Annotated in this window: 12 protein-coding genes; 3 read left to right on the top strand and 9 right to left on the bottom strand. The window is 75.1% G+C overall.

Annotation, left to right across the window (positions count from 1 at the left end; all coding sequences use genetic code 11):
* Window positions 1-109: 109 nt before the first annotated feature.
* The 5 genes from EPD83_RS07040 to EPD83_RS07020 all read right to left on the bottom strand — a co-directional run bounded on the left by EPD83_RS07040 (window position 110) and on the right by EPD83_RS07020 (window position 4,045).
* Window positions 110-895 carry an ABC transporter permease gene (locus EPD83_RS07040; protein ID WP_128365588.1) on the bottom strand — a complete coding sequence of 262 codons (786 nt, stop codon included), beginning with the start codon at window positions 893-895 and terminating at the stop codon, window positions 110-112.
* Window positions 892-1,737 carry an ABC transporter permease gene (locus EPD83_RS07035; RefSeq protein WP_128365589.1) on the bottom strand — a complete coding sequence of 282 codons (846 nt, stop codon included), beginning with the start codon at window positions 1,735-1,737 and terminating at the stop codon, window positions 892-894. Before EPD83_RS07035 ends, EPD83_RS07040 begins: the two co-directional genes overlap by 4 nt.
* Window positions 1,737-2,666 (bottom strand): ABC transporter ATP-binding protein, encoded by a 930-nt coding sequence (locus EPD83_RS07030; protein WP_128368639.1) that lies wholly within the window; start codon window positions 2,664-2,666, stop codon window positions 1,737-1,739. Before EPD83_RS07030 ends, EPD83_RS07035 begins: the two co-directional genes overlap by 1 nt.
* Before the next feature lie 71 nt (window positions 2,667-2,737).
* A complete protein-coding gene (locus tag EPD83_RS07025) occupies window positions 2,738-2,962 on the bottom strand; it encodes a DUF3046 domain-containing protein (protein WP_128368638.1) in 225 nt (74 codons plus the stop codon).
* 90 nt (window positions 2,963-3,052) lie between these two features.
* Window positions 3,053-4,045 (bottom strand): aldo/keto reductase, encoded by a 993-nt coding sequence (locus tag EPD83_RS07020; protein WP_165566401.1) that lies wholly within the window; start codon window positions 4,043-4,045, stop codon window positions 3,053-3,055.
* A 112-nt stretch (window positions 4,046-4,157) separates the two neighbouring features.
* On the opposite strand from EPD83_RS07020, the gene EPD83_RS07015 reads away from it, so the two are divergent.
* Together EPD83_RS07015 and EPD83_RS07010 are read left to right on the top strand one after the other, a co-directional pair.
* Complete coding sequence (locus tag EPD83_RS07015; RefSeq protein ID WP_165566400.1) at window positions 4,158-8,864, top strand: ATP-dependent helicase; 4,707 nt, start codon at window positions 4,158-4,160, stop codon at window positions 8,862-8,864.
* Between the two features lie 9 nt (window positions 8,865-8,873).
* A complete protein-coding gene (locus EPD83_RS07010) occupies window positions 8,874-9,749 on the top strand; it encodes a DNA-formamidopyrimidine glycosylase family protein (protein ID WP_128367086.1) in 876 nt (291 codons plus the stop codon).
* Window positions 9,750-9,780: 31 nt separating this feature from the next.
* Here EPD83_RS07010 and EPD83_RS07005 read toward each other — a convergent pair whose 3' ends face one another.
* The 4 genes from EPD83_RS07005 to rimO all read right to left on the bottom strand — a co-directional run bounded on the left by EPD83_RS07005 (window position 9,781) and on the right by rimO (window position 12,792).
* Window positions 9,781-10,089: a helix-turn-helix domain-containing protein gene (locus tag EPD83_RS07005; protein ID WP_128367087.1), complete on the bottom strand. Its 309-nt coding sequence runs from the start codon at window positions 10,087-10,089 to the stop codon at window positions 9,781-9,783.
* The gene (locus EPD83_RS07000; RefSeq protein WP_128367088.1) at window positions 10,086-10,625 is read right to left on the bottom strand and encodes a CinA family protein; all 540 of its coding nucleotides are present in this window, start codon (window positions 10,623-10,625) and stop codon (window positions 10,086-10,088) included. The genes EPD83_RS07005 and EPD83_RS07000 overlap by 4 nt, the downstream gene beginning before the upstream one ends.
* Window positions 10,622-11,296, bottom strand: coding sequence for a CDP-diacylglycerol--glycerol-3-phosphate 3-phosphatidyltransferase (gene pgsA, locus EPD83_RS06995; RefSeq protein ID WP_165566406.1), 675 nt, complete (start codon window positions 11,294-11,296; stop codon window positions 10,622-10,624). The genes EPD83_RS07000 and pgsA overlap by 4 nt, the downstream gene beginning before the upstream one ends.
* Before the next feature lie 83 nt (window positions 11,297-11,379).
* Window positions 11,380-12,792, bottom strand: coding sequence for a 30S ribosomal protein S12 methylthiotransferase RimO (rimO, locus tag EPD83_RS06990; protein WP_128368177.1), 1,413 nt, complete (start codon window positions 12,790-12,792; stop codon window positions 11,380-11,382).
* 60 nt (window positions 12,793-12,852) lie between these two features.
* Here rimO and EPD83_RS06985 point away from each other — a divergent pair, with 60 nt between their 5' ends.
* Window positions 12,853-14,046, top strand: coding sequence for a dipeptidase (locus EPD83_RS06985; protein WP_128368178.1), 1,194 nt, complete (start codon window positions 12,853-12,855; stop codon window positions 14,044-14,046).
* Window positions 14,047-14,194: the final 148 nt, after the last annotated feature.

The raw sequence follows: 14,194 nt of genomic DNA, 5'->3' as shown, positions 1-14,194 counted from the left end.
GGGGGGTACTGGACAGGACGGTCAACCATCACTCCGCGCGAGTCGTTCTGCAACAGATGAATTCAGGCGGCTCTCAGGATCTGTCGAGGGTCGGCCGCTCCGGTCGGCCTCAGGTGAGCAGCAGGGCGCCGATGCGGCGCGAGGTCCCGAGGACCCCGACGACGCCGAGCACGACGAGGTAGCCCGCGTGCCAGAGCAGCCCCCAGGAGACCTCGCCGAGGACGAGGGCCCGCTCCAGGGCGACCCCGTGGTAGAGCGGGGTGGCCCGGACCAGCCACTGCAGCGCATCGGGGTAGGTGGACAGCGGGAAGAAGGTCGCCGAGAAGAGGAACAGTGGCTGGACGACGAGGTTGACGTAGTCGACGTGCTGCCACGTGCGCATGAACGTCGCGGCGTACATCCCCACCGCCCCGAAGGCCAGCCCGACGAGGGTCGCGGCCGGCACGGCGAGCAGGGACCACCACGAGTGCACGAGCCCGGCCACCCACGCGACGGCGAGGAACATCGAGGAGTAGAGCGCCCCGCGCAGCAGCGACCACGACACCTCCCCCACCGCGACGTCGCGGGGCGAGACCGGCGTCGCGAGCATGGCGTCGTAGACCTTGGCGTGCTTGAGCTTGAAGTAGAAGTTGTAGACCGAGTCCGCGACCGCCCCGTTCATCGCCGACACCGCGAGGAGGGCCGGCGCCACGAACTCCGCGTACGGGACCACGGCGCCGCTGTCGGTGGTGACCGTGCGGATGAGCGCCCCGAGGCCCACGCCGATCGAGAACAGGTAGAACACCGGCTCGACGAGGCCGCTGAGCAGGAGGATCCACGCCCGCCGGAACGCCGTGACGTTGCGCAGCAGGACGAAGCGGGCGAGCCCGAGCGAGGGGGTTGCGGTGACGGTCACGGCAGCAGCCTCACCCGGAAGCGCCACCGGGCGAGCACCCAGCCGACGCCGACGTAGAGCAGCAGGACCGCGAGATGCGCGAGCGTGGACCAGCCGGGGGCGACGCCCTCGGAGGCCTCGCGGCTCAGCACGACCCCGTGCCAGAGCGGGGTGACCCAGGCGAGCGGCTGCATCCACCCGGGCAGCTGCTCGATGGGGAAGAAGGTGCCGGAGAAGAGCATGAGCGGGGTGACGACGAAGCGGAAGAGGATGCTGAAGACGTTGTCGGTGTCGACCGTGGCCGACAGTGCGAAGGTCGGGACCGCGAACGCGAGGCCGGTGAGGACGGCGACCGGTACCGCGAGAACCGCCCACCAGGAGCCGAAGGCCCCGAAGGGTGCCGCGACGAGGACGAACGCGGCGCTGCTGACGGTCAGCTGGAGGGCGACGACGGCCAGGTGGCCGAGGAGCAACTCGGAGGACCGCAGCGGGGTGGCGAGCATCGCGGAGTACATCTGGTTCCACTTGATGTAGCCCATGACGGCGTACGTCGACTCGCCGAACGCCGTCGTCATCGCCTGCATCGCGACGATGCCGGGGACGACGAAGCGTAGGTAGGGCAGGCCGTCGATCCCCCCGGTGCGCTCGTCGACGAGGGCCCCGAGGCCGAGGCCCATCGCGAGCAGGAAGAACAGCGGCGAGGCGAACCGGCCGACGACGGTGCCCTTCCAGGTGCGCCGGGCGACGAGCAGGTGGTGGCCCATGACCGCCGCGATGCGCTCCGTGGCGCTCGTCGGGCGGCGCGGGCCGCGGCCCAGCCGGCCGCTGGGGGTGGTCGCGGTGAGGGCGTCGGCGCTCGCCATCAGTCGACCAGCGTCCGGCCGGTGAGGGTGAGGAAGACGTCCTCGAGGGTCGAGCGCCGCACGAGCGAGGACAGCGGGTGCACCCCACGCCCGCCGAGCTCGGCGAGCGCGGCGTCCCCGTCGTCGGCGTAGACGAGCAGGCGGTCCGGCAGGACCTCGACCCGCTCGCCGACGCCGTCGAGCGCGTCGAGGTGCCGCTCCTGCTCGTCGACGGCGAACCGCAGCTCGACGACCTCGCGGGTGGAGTGGGTCTCGATGAGGGCGCGCGGCGAGCCCTCGGCGACGATCCGTCCGTGGTCCATGACGACGAGCCGGTCGCACAGCTGCTCGGCCTCGTCCATGTAGTGCGTCGTGATGATGAGGGTGACGCCCTCGCGCTTGAGCCGGAAGAGCCGGTCCCACAGCACGTGCCGGGCCTGCGGGTCCAGACCGGTGGTGGGCTCGTCGAGCAGCAGGACCTCGGGGTCGTTCATCAGCGAGCGGGCGATGGTGAGCCGCCGCTTCATCCCGCCGGAGAGCGGCTCGACCCGGTCGCCGCGGCGCTCGGTGAGCTGGGCGAACTCCAGCAGGTCCTCGGCGCGGCGGCGGACCTCGGCGCGGGTGAGGCCGAAGAAACGGCCGTAGACCCAGAGGTTCTCCTCGACCGACAGGTCCTCGTCGAGAATGTCCTTCTGCGGGCAGACCCCCAGCCGGGCCCGGATCCGCGGGCCGTCGACCGCGGGGTCCAGACCGAGGATCGTCAGCTCGCCGGAGGTGACCGGCGAGACGCAGCCGACCATCCGCATCGTCGAGGACTTCCCCGCGCCGTTCGGGCCGAGGAACCCGAAGGCCTCGCCGCGGCGCACCTCGACGTCGATGCCGTCGACCGCGACGAAGTCGCCGAACGTCTTCGTCAGCCCCCGCGCGCTCAGCAGCACCTCGTCCGTCACGTCGCGAGAGGCTAGCCGAGCCCGCCGACGGTCCACCTCCGGGTTCCCCGCGACCCCGCGGCCCGTCGAGGTCAGTCGCGCGGTGGCGGCACCTCCCGGCCGTGCCGGCGCGACTCCGGGACGTCGAGGTCGTCGCAGAGGGCGAGCCACACCTCGCGCGGCGCGACGCCGTCGTCGAGGGCCTCCTGGGCCGTCCGGTCGCCGAGCGCCCCGAGCACATGGCTGCCGGCGAGGGTCGGCGCGTACGTCGCGCCGAACTCCTCGGCCATGAGCTCCCAGAAGCGCGAGTGCCGCATGCGCCCGAGCCTAACGACGGGCTCCCAGCCGTCGGGTGTCGGTGGCAGGCCCTAGGGTCGCCCACCCCGACGGCGAGCCGCTCCGGGCGGTCACCAGTGCGGATGCACCGACTCCCGCAGTAGGTCGTCGTAGACCTCGTGGACCGCGGCGTCGAAGGCGTCCAGGTCGAGACCGCCGTCCAGCAGGTCGGCCGCCTCGACGTTGCCGCGCGCCTGCTCGGGGTTGCGGGCGCCGGGGATGACCGACGTGACGCCCGGACGGGAGGCGACCCAGGCCAGGCTGGCGGCGGCCAGGGACACCCCGTCGGGCAGCCGCTCGGCCAGGCGCGAGGCCGCCTCGAGCCCCGTGCCGAAGTCGACGCCGGAGAAGGTCTCGCCACGGTCGAAGGCCTCGCCGTCGCGGTTGTAGCTGCGGTGGTCGTCCTGCGCGAAGGTCGTGTCGCGGGTGTACTTGCCGGTGAGCAGACCGGAGGCCAGGGGGACCCGGGCGAAGATCGCGACGCCGGCCTCGCGGGCGGCGGGCAGCACGGCGTCGAGCGGCTTGAGCCGGAAGGCGTTGAGGATGATCTGCACGTTCGTCACGTGCGGGCGGGCGATGGCCGCCAGCGCCTGGTCGCAGGTCTCGACCGAGACCCCGTAGGCGGCGATCGCGCCGTCGGCCACGAGCGCGTCGAGGGCGTCGTAGGTGGCGTCGGCCTCGATGGTCGCGGTCGGCGGGCAGTGCAGCTGCACGAGGTCGAGGGTGTCGACGCCGAGGTTGCGGCGGCTGCGCGCGGTCCAGGCGGCGAAGTTCTCCGGGGTGTAGTTCTCCGGCTCCTGGTCCACCCGGCGGCCCATCTTCGTCGCGACCGTGATGCCGTGGCCGGGCCGGGCGGCGAGGAAGGACCCGATGAGGGACTCGCTGCGCCCGTCGCCGTAGACGTCGGCGGTGTCGAAGAGCGTGACGCCCCGGTCGGCCGCGGCCTCGAGCACCGCGGTCGCGTCGGCCTCGCTGACCTCTCCCCAGTCGGCGCCGAGCTGCCAGGTGCCGAGCCCCATGACCGAGACCTCGCGTCCGGTCCGTCCGAGGGGTCGCTGCTCCATGAGGGGTCCTTCCGTCGCTGGTCAGTGGGCCTCCTCGACCCTAGCGACGTCGTCCCCCGGTGCGGCGTCCCGGGGCCCGGCTGTCGGTGGCGGGTGAGAGGCTGACGCCAGCATGAGCGACGACGTCCTCGACCGGTTCTCCCCCGCCACCGCCGCCTGGTTCCGCGGCAGCTTCAGCGAGCCCACGGCCGCGCAGGCCGGCGCCTGGGAGGCCGTCTCCGGGGGCCGGCACGCGCTCGTCGTCGCGCCCACGGGGTCGGGGAAGACGCTCTCGGCGTTCCTCTGGGCGCTGGACCGGCTCGCCTCGCGGCCCGTCCCCGAGGAGCGGCTGCAGCGGTGCCGGGTCCTCTACGTCTCGCCGATGAAGGCCCTGGCCGTCGACGTCGAGCGCAACCTGCGCAGCCCGCTCGTCGGCATCCGGCACGCGGCGTCACGGCTCGGCCTCCCCGAGCCCGACATCACCGTCGCCGTGCGCTCCGGCGACACCCCGGCCGACGAGCGGCGCGCCTTCGCCCGCACCCCCAGCGACGTGCTCATCACGACGCCCGAGTCGCTCTTCCTCCTCCTCACCAGCGCCGCCCGCGAGGCGCTCACCGGTGTCGAGACCGTCATCCTCGACGAGGTCCACGCCCTCGCGGGCACCAAGCGCGGGGCGCACCTCGCCCTGTCGCTGGAGCGGCTCGACGGCCTGCTCGACAGCCCGGCGCAGCGGATCGGGCTGTCGGCCACGGTCCGCCCGGTCGAGGAGGTCGCGCGGTACCTCGCGGGCGGGCGCCCGGTCGACGTCGTCCAGCCGCCCTCGACCAAGGAGTGGGACCTCAAGGTCGTCGTCCCGGTCCCCGACATGTCCGAGCTCGGGCAGCCCACCGGCGACCTCGCCGGCGCCGCGTCCGGGCAGGAGCAGCGCGCCTCGATCTGGCCGCACGTCGAGGAGCGCATCGTCGGCCTCGTCGCCGACCACACCTCGACCCTCGTCTTCTCCAACAGCCGGCGCCTCGCCGAGCGACTCACCACCCGGCTCAACGAGATCTGGGAGGAGCGGGTCGAGGTCGCCGCCGGGGCGGAGACGGTGGGGGCCGAGCACGGCCAGGCGCGCCCGGCGGTGCTGAGGAACACCCCGGCGCAGGTCATGGCCCAGTCCGGGCAGGGCGGTGGCGCCGCGGCCGTCATCGCCCGCGCCCACCACGGGTCGGTGAGCAAGGAGCAGCGCGCCCAGATCGAGGAGGAGCTGAAGTCCGGCCGGCTGCCCGCCGTCGTCGCCACCTCGAGCCTCGAGCTCGGCATCGACATGGGCGCGGTCGACCTCGTCGTCCAGGTCGAGTCGCCGCCGTCGGTGGCCTCCGGGCTCCAGCGGGTCGGGCGCGCCGGCCACCAGGTCGGCGCCGTGTCGCGCGGCGTGCTGTTCCCGAAGTTCCGCGGCGACCTCGTCCAGACCGCCGTCGTCGTCGAGCGGATGCTGTCCGGCTCCATCGAGGCGCTGCACGTCCCGCAGAACCCGCTGGACGTCCTGGCCCAGCAGGTCGTCGCCATGTGCGCGCTCGACGAGTGGACCGTCGAGGACGTCCTCGCCCTGGCCCGGCGGTCGGCGCCCTACGCGACGCTCACCCGCTCGGTCCTGGAGTCGGTGCTCGACATGCTCGCCGGCAAGTACCCGAGCGAGGACTTCGCCGAGTTACGGGCCCGGATCACCTGGGACCGGCTGGCCGACACCCTCACCGGCCGCCGGGGCGCCCAGCGCCTGGCCGTCACCTCCGGTGGGACCATCCCCGACCGTGGCCTCTACGCCGTCTTCCTCGCGACGGGCGAGGGTCCGGGCCGGCGGGTCGGCGAGCTCGACGAGGAGATGGTCTACGAGTCCCGGGTCGGCGACCTCTTCACCCTGGGCACCTCCACCTGGCGCATCGAGGACATCACCCACGACCGCGTCCTCGTCACCCCGGCGCCGGGCCTGCCCGGCCGGCTGCCGTTCTGGAAGGGTGACAGCCTCGGCCGTCCGGCCGAGCTGGGCAAGGCGGTCGGCGCATTCGTCCGCGAGGTCGACGCCCTCTCGCCCGAGTCCGCGCGGGAGCGGGTCATGGCCGCCGGGCTCGACACCTGGGCCGCCGACAACCTCCTCACCTACCTGCGCGAGCAGCGCGAGGCCACCGGGCACGTCCCGGACGACCGCACCGTCGTCGTCGAGCGGTTCCGCGACGAGCTCGGCGACTGGCGGGTGGCGGTCCACTCCCCCTTCGGCGCCCAGGTCCACGCCCCCTGGGCGCTGGCCGTGAGCGCCCGGATGCGCGACCGCTTCGGCGTCGACGTCCAGGCCATGCACGGCGACGACGGCATCGTCCTGCGGCTGCCCGACCTGGAGTGGAACGACGTCGAGGGCCTGGACCGCCGGGGCGTCGGCCGCGAGCTGCTCGACCTCGTCGTCCTCGACCCCGACGACGTCCGCGGCCTGGTCACCGAGGAGATCGGCGGCTCGGCGCTCTTCGCCTCCCGCTTCCGCGAGTGCGCCGCCCGGGCGCTGCTCCTGCCGCGCCGCCGCCCGGACCGGCGGCAGCCGCTGTGGCAGCAGCGCCAGCGCGCCTCCCAGCTGCTCGAGGTCGCGAGCCGCTACCCCACCTTCCCCATCGTGCTCGAGGCCGTCCGCGAGTGCGTGCAGGACGTCTTCGACGTGCCCGGCCTCGTCGCGCTCATGCAGGACGTCGCCGGCCGCAGGGTCACCGTCGTCGACGTCGAGAGCACCACGCCGTCGCCGTTCGCGAAGTCGCTGCTCTTCGGCTACGTCGCCCAGTTCCTCTACGAGGGCGACAGCCCGCTCGCCGAGAAGCGCGCCGCCGCCCTGGCCCTGGACCCCTCCCTGCTCGCCGAGCTGCTCGGCGGGTCCGAGGGGCTGGCCCTGCGCGACCTCCTCGACGCCGAGCAGGTCGCCCGCACCGAGACCGAGCTGCAGCGCCTCACCCCCGAGCGCGCCGCCCGCGACGCCGACGACGCCCTCGACCTGCTGCGCGTCCTCGGGCCGTTGTCGGTCGACGCCGTCCTCCAGCGCTGCCGCGAGGGCGTGAGCGGCGACGACGTCGAGGGCTGGCTGGCCGGCCTCGAGTCCGCCCGCCAGGTCATCCCCGTCCGGGTCGCCGGCGAGGAGCGCTGGTCGGCCATCGAGGACGCCTCCCGGCTGCGCGACGCCCTCGGCGCCTCGCTGCCCCCCGGTGTCCCGCAGACCTTCCTCGAGCCGGTCACCGACCCGCTCGGCGACCTCGTCGCCCGTTTCGCCCGCACCCACGCGCCGTTCCAGGCCGCGCAGGTCGCCCGCGCCTACGGCATCGGCGTCGCCGTCGCGACGGGGGCGCTGGCCCGGCTCGCCTCGTCCGGCCGCGTCGTCGAGGGCGAGTTCCTGCCCACCGGCGGCGGGGGCACCGAGTACTGCGACGCCGAGGTCCTGCGGATGCTGCGCCGGCGCTCGCTCGCGGCGCTGCGGGCCGAGGTCGAGCCGGTCACGCCGGTCGAGCTCGCGCGGTTCCTCCAGGAGTGGCAGGGCGTCGGCGGCCGGCTGCGGGGGCGCGACGGCGTCGTCCGGGCCGTCGAGCAGCTGAGCGGGGCCGTGCTGCCCGCGAGCGCCTGGGAGTCCCTCGTGCTGCCGGCGCGGGTCGCCGACTACGCACCCGGGATGCTCGACGAGCTCATGGCCTCCGGGGAGGTGCTGTGGTGCGGGCACGGGTCGCTCCCGGGCGACGACGGCTGGGTGTCGCTGCACCTCGCCGACTCCGCGCACCTCACCCTGCCCGGGCCGGACCCCGAGCGGGTGCCGTCCGAGCAGGGCCTGGCCGTGCTGGACGCGCTGGCCGGGGGCGGGGCGCACTTCTTCCGCTCCCTCTCGGACCAGGTCGGCAGCACCGACGACGAGACGCTGACCGGCACCCTCTGGGACCTCGTCTGGGCCGGGCGCGTCACCGGCGACACCTTCGCCCCGGTCCGGGCGCTGCTCGCCGGGGGCCGCACGACCCACAAGCGGACGACCCCCGGCCCGCGGCGGACCCGGTACGGGTCGCGGCGCGGCCCGCTCGGAGCGCTGGGCTCGGCGCCCAGCCGCCCGGCCCTGCCCGCGCGCTCGGGTCCGGCCCGGGCGACCGGCCGGTGGTCGCTCCTCCCCCCCGCCGAGGACGACCCCACCCTGCGCGCCCTCGCCACCGCCGAGCTCCTGCTCGACCGGCACGGCATCGTCACCCGGGGCGCCGTCGCGGCCGAGGACATCACCGGCGGCTTCGCCGCCGTCTACCGCGTGCTCGGCAAGGCCGAGGAGAGCGGACGGGTGCGGCGCGGCTACTTCGTCGAGGGCCTCGGCGCCTCGCAGTTCGGGACCGGCGGGGCCATCGACCGGCTCCGGGCCGGCGGTTCCGCGGTGCGCGAGCGGGACCGTCCCGACCCCGTGCCCGTCGTCCTCGCCGCCAGTGACCCGGCCAACCCGTACGGGGGCGCGCTGCCCTGGCCCGAGCGGGCCGTCGACCCCGCCGAGGACGGCGGCGACGGCGACAAGCGCCGGCGGCACCAGCCCGGTCGCAAGGCCGGCTCCGTCGTCGTCCTCGTCGACGGCGTCCTCGCCCTCTACGTCGAGCGCGGCGGCAAGACCCTGCTCACCTACACCGAGGACCCCGACCTCCTCGCCGCCGCGGCCGGGGCCCTGGCCGACGCGGTCCGGCGGGGCCACCTGGGCCGGATCACCGTCGAGAAGGCCGACGGCGGGCGGCTGCTGGGGTCGGACCACCCGGTCATCTCGGCGCTGGAGTCCGCGGGCTTCCACCTCACGCCGCGCGGCCTGCGGATGCGCCGGTGAGGGTCGCTCGTGCCCGAGGGTGACACCGTCCACCGCACCGCCGCGCGCCTGCACGCCGCGCTCGCGGGGGCGCCGGTGACGCACGCCGAGCTGCGCTGGCCGTCCGCGCCCGACGTCGACCTGCGCGGGTCGGTGACCCTGGAGGTCCTCGCCCGCGGCAAGCACGTCCTCCAGCGCTTCGACACCGGCTCGACCCTGCACACCCACCTGCGGATGGAGGGGCAGTGGCGGGTCGAGCACCCCGGCCCGCGCACCGAGCGCGGGCTGCGCCGTCCCGACCTGCGCGCCGCCGTCCTCACCGCCGAGTGGACGGCGCTCGGGCTGCGGCTCGGCATGCTCGACCTCGTGCCCACCGCCCGGGAGGCCGACCTCGTCGGTCACCTCGGCCCCGACGTGCTCGGCCCCGACTGGGACCCGGAGCGAGCCCGCGACGCGGTGGGCGCCGACCGTCGGACCGTCGTCGAGGCCCTACTCGACCAGCGCAACCTCGCCGGGGTGGGGACCTTCTGGGCCAGCGAGCTGCTCTTCCTCGAGCGGATCCACCCGTGGACGCCCGCCGCCGAGGTCGACCCGGAGGTGCTCGACCGTCTGCTGGCGCGCACCCATCGGCTCATGGCCGCCGGTGAGCGGTCCGGCTGGCAGATGACGACCGGGGTGCAGCGCTCCGGCGAGGAGGCCTACGTCCACGCGCGGTCGGGACGACCGTGCCGGAGGTGCGGCGACACCGTCCGGGTCGCGACGGCGGGGGTACCGCCCCGGGAGCGGACGATCTTCTCCTGCCCCACGTGCCAGGGCGGTATCGCGCCCACGGACGACGGCCGGCCGCAGCGGCCGCTCAGCAGCAGCCCGGGGTCGCGCGGCGGCTACCGTCGCCGCAACGCCTGACGGCGCCCGGGAGGTGGCGACCCGCGCCGGGTCAGGCCGCGGAGGCGGAGACCTGGTCGGGGTCGAGGGCCGGCGCGACCGGCAGGGTCACCGGGGCCGAGAGGGTCTCGACGTGCTCGACGCGGTCCCGGACGACGCCGAGCAGCTCCGAGAGGGTGAGCCCGAGGCCGTCGCAGATCGAGGCCAGCAGCTCCGAGGACGCCTCCTTGGTGCCGCGCTCGACCTCGCTCAGGTACCCGAGTGAGACGGCGGCGGACCCGGCGACGTCGCGCAGGGTGCGGCCCTGGGCGCGGCGCGCCTCGCGCAGCGCCTCGCCGAGCTCGTGGCGGAGCAGGATCACGGCGCCTCCTTCCGGGTCGTCGGCGGACCTGACAGGGCACCACCGTACCCCGCAGGGGGGTCGGCGTCCCGGAGGTTCCGGCACTCCTCCCCCAGCAGGAGCAGGACCGCGTCGACGGTCTGTCGTCGGATCTCCTCCCGCCCACCGGAGAACATCCGCCGCTCGGCCCGTGTTCCCGCCGGTCCTGCGACCGCGACGTGGACCTCGCCGACGGGTTTCCCGTCCGCGGGCTCCGGCCCGGCGACCCCGGTGGTCGCCACCCCGAAGGTCGCGCCGAGGAGCCGCCGCACCCCCTCGGCCATGCCCCGCGCGACGTCGGGGTCGACCGCACCGCGCTCCGCGAGCAGGCCGGCGTCCACCCCGAGCACCGAGGCCTTGACGTCCGTGGCGTACGACACGACACCGCCGCGGACCACCGCGGACGCACCGGGCACGGACGTGAGGGCGGCGGTGACCAGGCCACCGGTGAGCGACTCCGCTCCGGCCACCGTCCAACCGGCCGCGGCGAGGTCGCGGACGACGTCCCGCGCGCTCACCCCTCCCGCCGCTCCCGGCGCCGGGCGGCCCGGGCCTCGCGGGCGGCCCGCGCGGCCCGTTTGCGGGCGGTGCGGTCGCTGCGCTGGCGCAGCCGGACGGCCTGGACCAGGTAGTCGACCCCCGTGACGACGGTGACGGCCACCGCCGCGGCGAGCAGCCCGTAGGCGAGGAGGTCCCACAGCTCGGGGGCCGGCAGCGTCCACCGCGGCCAGAGCAGGAAGCCGATGCCGAAGGTCTGGAGCAGCGTCTTGAGCTTGCCGCCCCGCCCGGCGGCCATGACGCCGTGCCGGATCACCCAGAAGCGGACGGCCGTGATGCCCCACTCGCGGGCCAGCACGAGCGCGGTCACCCACCACCAGACCTCGCCGACGATCGAGAGCCCGACGAGCGCCATTGTCACGAGCGCCTTGTCGGCGATGGGGTCGGCGACCTTGCCGAAGTTCGTCACCAGCCCCCGGCTGCGGGCGAGGTCGCCGTCCACCCGGTCGGTGACCATCGCCACCGCGAAGACGGCGAAGGCCGCCCAGCGCAGGCCGGGCGTGTCGCCGCCGCGGAGCAGCAGCAGCCACCCGAAGACGGGCACGAGCAGCAGCCGCAGCACGGTGAGGTAGTTCGCGATGTTCCAGGGGCTCGGCCCGGTCTCGGGGACGACCGGGCTCGCGGGGTCGATACCGACCCGGTACGGGTCGCTGGCCCGGCCCTCGGCGAGCGGACCGGGCCGGACCCCGCGCTGGGGGCCCGGGGACTGCTCGCTCACCGGGGCTCCACGAGGAGGTCGACCCCCTCGGCCGCGACGACGACGCCGTCGACGAAGGACCCGGGGGCCGGCAGCGGACCGTCCACCCGCACCCGGCACACGCCGTCGACCTCGGGGCCCTGGTGGTCGGCGCGGCCGACGACGACGTCGGGCTCGTCCTCGTCCTCCTCCTCGACCAGCACCCGCACGGGCTCGCCGACGCGCTCCCCAGCACGCTGAGCCGTGAGCTCCTCGACGAGCGCCGAGACCCGCTCGACCCGCTCGGCGACGACGTGCTCGGGCAGGTGGCCGTCCAGGGTCTCGCCCTCGGTGCCGTCCTCGTCGGAGTAGCCGAAGACCCCGACGACGTCGAGGCGGGCGGACTCGAGGAACCGCTCGAGCTCCGCGACGTCGTCCTCGGTCTCCCCCGGGAAGCCGACGATGACGTTGCTGCGGGCGCCGGCCCCGGGCTGGCGCGAACGGATGCCCTCGAGCAGACCGAGGAACGGCTCGGTGCCGCCGAAGCGTCGCATCCGCCGCAGCAGCGGGGTCGAGGCGTGCTGGAAGGACAGGTCGTACCAGGGCGAGACCCCGGGGGTGGCGGCCATCGTCTCCAGCAGGCCGGGCCGGACCTCGGCGGGCTGGAGGTAGGAGACCCGGACCCGCTCGATGCCGTCGATGCCGGTGAGCTCGGGCAGCATCGTCTCCAGCAGCGTGAGGTCGCCGAGGTCCTTGCCGTAGGACGTCGAGTTCTCGCTGACGAGCAGCAGCTCGTGCACCCCGTGCTCGGCGAGCCAGCGGGCCTCGGCGAGGACGTCGGTGGGCCGGCGCGAGACGAACGAGCCGCGGAACATCGGGATGGCGCAGAACGCGCAGCGTCGGTCGCAGCCGCTGGCGATCTTCAGCGGGGCCCACGGTGCGTCGCCGAGGCGAGAGCGGACGACACCGGCGGCGTGCCCCGGCAGCGCGACGTCGCCGGAGGCCGCGGGCCGGGCGACGGGCGAGAGCGGCAGCAGGCGGCGCCGGTCGGTGGGCACGTGCGACGCGGGCCGGCCGCCGTCGAGGATCGAGCGCAGGTGGGTCGACATGTCGGCGTAGGAGTCGAAGCCGAGCACGGCGTCGGCGTCCGGCAGCTCCTCGGCCAGGGTCCGGCCGTACCGCTCGGCGAGGCAGCCGACGGCGACGACGGCGCGGGTGCGCCCGGTCTCCTTGAGGTCGGCGGCCTCCAGGAGGGTGTCGATCGAGTCCTTCTTCGCCTGCTCGACGAAGCCGCAGGTGTTGACGAGCGCGACGTCGGCGTCGGCGGCGTCGTCGACGAGGGTCCAGCCGTCGGCGGCCAGGCGCCCGGCGAGCTCCTCGGAGTCCACCTCGTTGCGGGTGCACCCGAGGGTCACGAGCGCGACACTGCCCCGGGCCGCCTGCGCACTCATGTCCCCAACTCTAGAGGCGAGCGCGCGCCGCTCCGTCCACCCCCGGGTAGGGTCGCCGCCATGCCTGGGCACGACGGGGGACGGATCGCACGGCTGCTGGAGCGGCAGCCCGTCATCGACGGACACAACGACCTGCCGTGGGAGGCGCGCGAGCGGGCCGGGTACGACTGGGACCGGCTGGACCTCGCCGCCGGCGGCCTGCCGACCCACACCGACCTGCCGCGGCTGCGCGAGGGCGGGGTCGGGGCGCAGTTCTGGTCGGTGTTCGTCCCGGCCACCCTCCAGGGCGACCGGGCGGTCGCGGCCACCCTCGAGCAGGTCGACGCCGTGCACGAGCTCGTCCGGCGCCACCCGGGCGACCTCGCCCTGGCGACGACCCGCGCCGAGGTCGAGGCCGCGTGGACGACGGGGCGGATCGCCTCGCTCATGGGGGCCGAGGGCGGGCACAGCATCGACTCCTCGCTCGGCACGCTGCGGATGCTCCACGCCCTCGGGGTGCGTTACCTGACCCTCACCCACAACGACAACGTGCCCTGGGCGGACTCCGCGACGGACGAGCCCGTGCTCGGCGGGCTGTCGGCCTTCGGCCACGAGGTCGTCCGCGAGATGAACCGGCTCGGCATGCTCGTCGACCTCAGCCACGTCTCGGCCGACACGATGCGCGCCGCCCTCGACACGACCGAGGCGCCGGTGGTCTTCTCGCACTCCTCGGCCCGCGCCGTCTGCGACCACCCGCGCAACGTGCCGGACGACGTCCTGGCCCGGCTGGCCGGCAACGGCGGCGTCTGCATGGTCACCTTCGTCCCCAAGTTCGTCTCACCGGCCGTGCGCGAGTGGGACCTCGAGGCCACTGACGCCGCGGCCGCCGAGGGGATCTCGTCCTCGGACTTCCGGGCCTACGGCGACTTCACGGCCGCCTACCGCCGCTCCCACCCCGCCCCGGCGGCGACCGTCGCCGACGTCGTCGCGCACTGCGAGCACGTGCGGGAGGTCGCGGGCATCGGGCACATCGGTCTCGGCGGCGACTACGACGGGGTCGACGTCCAGCCCGAGGGGCTCGAGGACGTCAGCGGCTACCCGCGGCTGCTCGAGGCGCTGGCCGACCGGGGCTGGAGCGACGACGACCTCGCCGCGCTCACCGGCGGGAACACGCTGCGGCTGCTCGGCGACGTCGAGGACGCGGCCGCGGGCCTGCGCGAGCGGCGCGGCCCGGGCCTGGCCCGCATCGAGGACCTGGACGGCGTCCCGGCCTGACCGGCTCGCCCTCCGGCCCCGGCCCTCACTGCCGGGCGCGCATCACCGTAAGAGCGACGAGCCGCGAGATGACCATCGCGACGTACAGCACCCCGCCCAGCTGCTCGACGGTGACCAGGGCGCGGGCCTGCGGCTTGATCGGGCCCAC

It is taken from the genome of Phycicoccus flavus, assembly GCF_004025965.2.
GTDB classification, from domain to species: domain Bacteria; phylum Actinomycetota; class Actinomycetes; order Actinomycetales; family Dermatophilaceae; genus Phycicoccus; species Phycicoccus flavus.
Note: the sequence above shows the minus strand (reverse complement) of the source record. Positions and strands in the feature narration are given on the sequence as shown.

Excerpts from the sequence above, each read along its gene's own strand:
- EPD83_RS07020 (WP_165566401.1), bottom strand. The coding sequence starts at position 4,045 with ATGGAGCAGCGACCCCTCGGACGGACCGGACGCGAGGTCTCGGTCATG.
- rimO (WP_128368177.1), bottom strand. The coding sequence starts at position 12,792 with ATGAGTGCGCAGGCGGCCCGGGGCAGTGTCGCGCTCGTGACCCTCGGG.
- EPD83_RS07025 (WP_128368638.1), bottom strand. The coding sequence starts at position 2,962 with ATGCGGCACTCGCGCTTCTGGGAGCTCATGGCCGAGGAGTTCGGCGCG.
- EPD83_RS07015 (WP_165566400.1), top strand. The coding sequence starts at position 4,158 with ATGAGCGACGACGTCCTCGACCGGTTCTCCCCCGCCACCGCCGCCTGG.
- EPD83_RS07035 (WP_128365589.1), bottom strand. The coding sequence starts at position 1,737 with ATGGCGAGCGCCGACGCCCTCACCGCGACCACCCCCAGCGGCCGGCTG.
- EPD83_RS06985 (WP_128368178.1), top strand. The coding sequence starts at position 12,853 with ATGCCTGGGCACGACGGGGGACGGATCGCACGGCTGCTGGAGCGGCAG.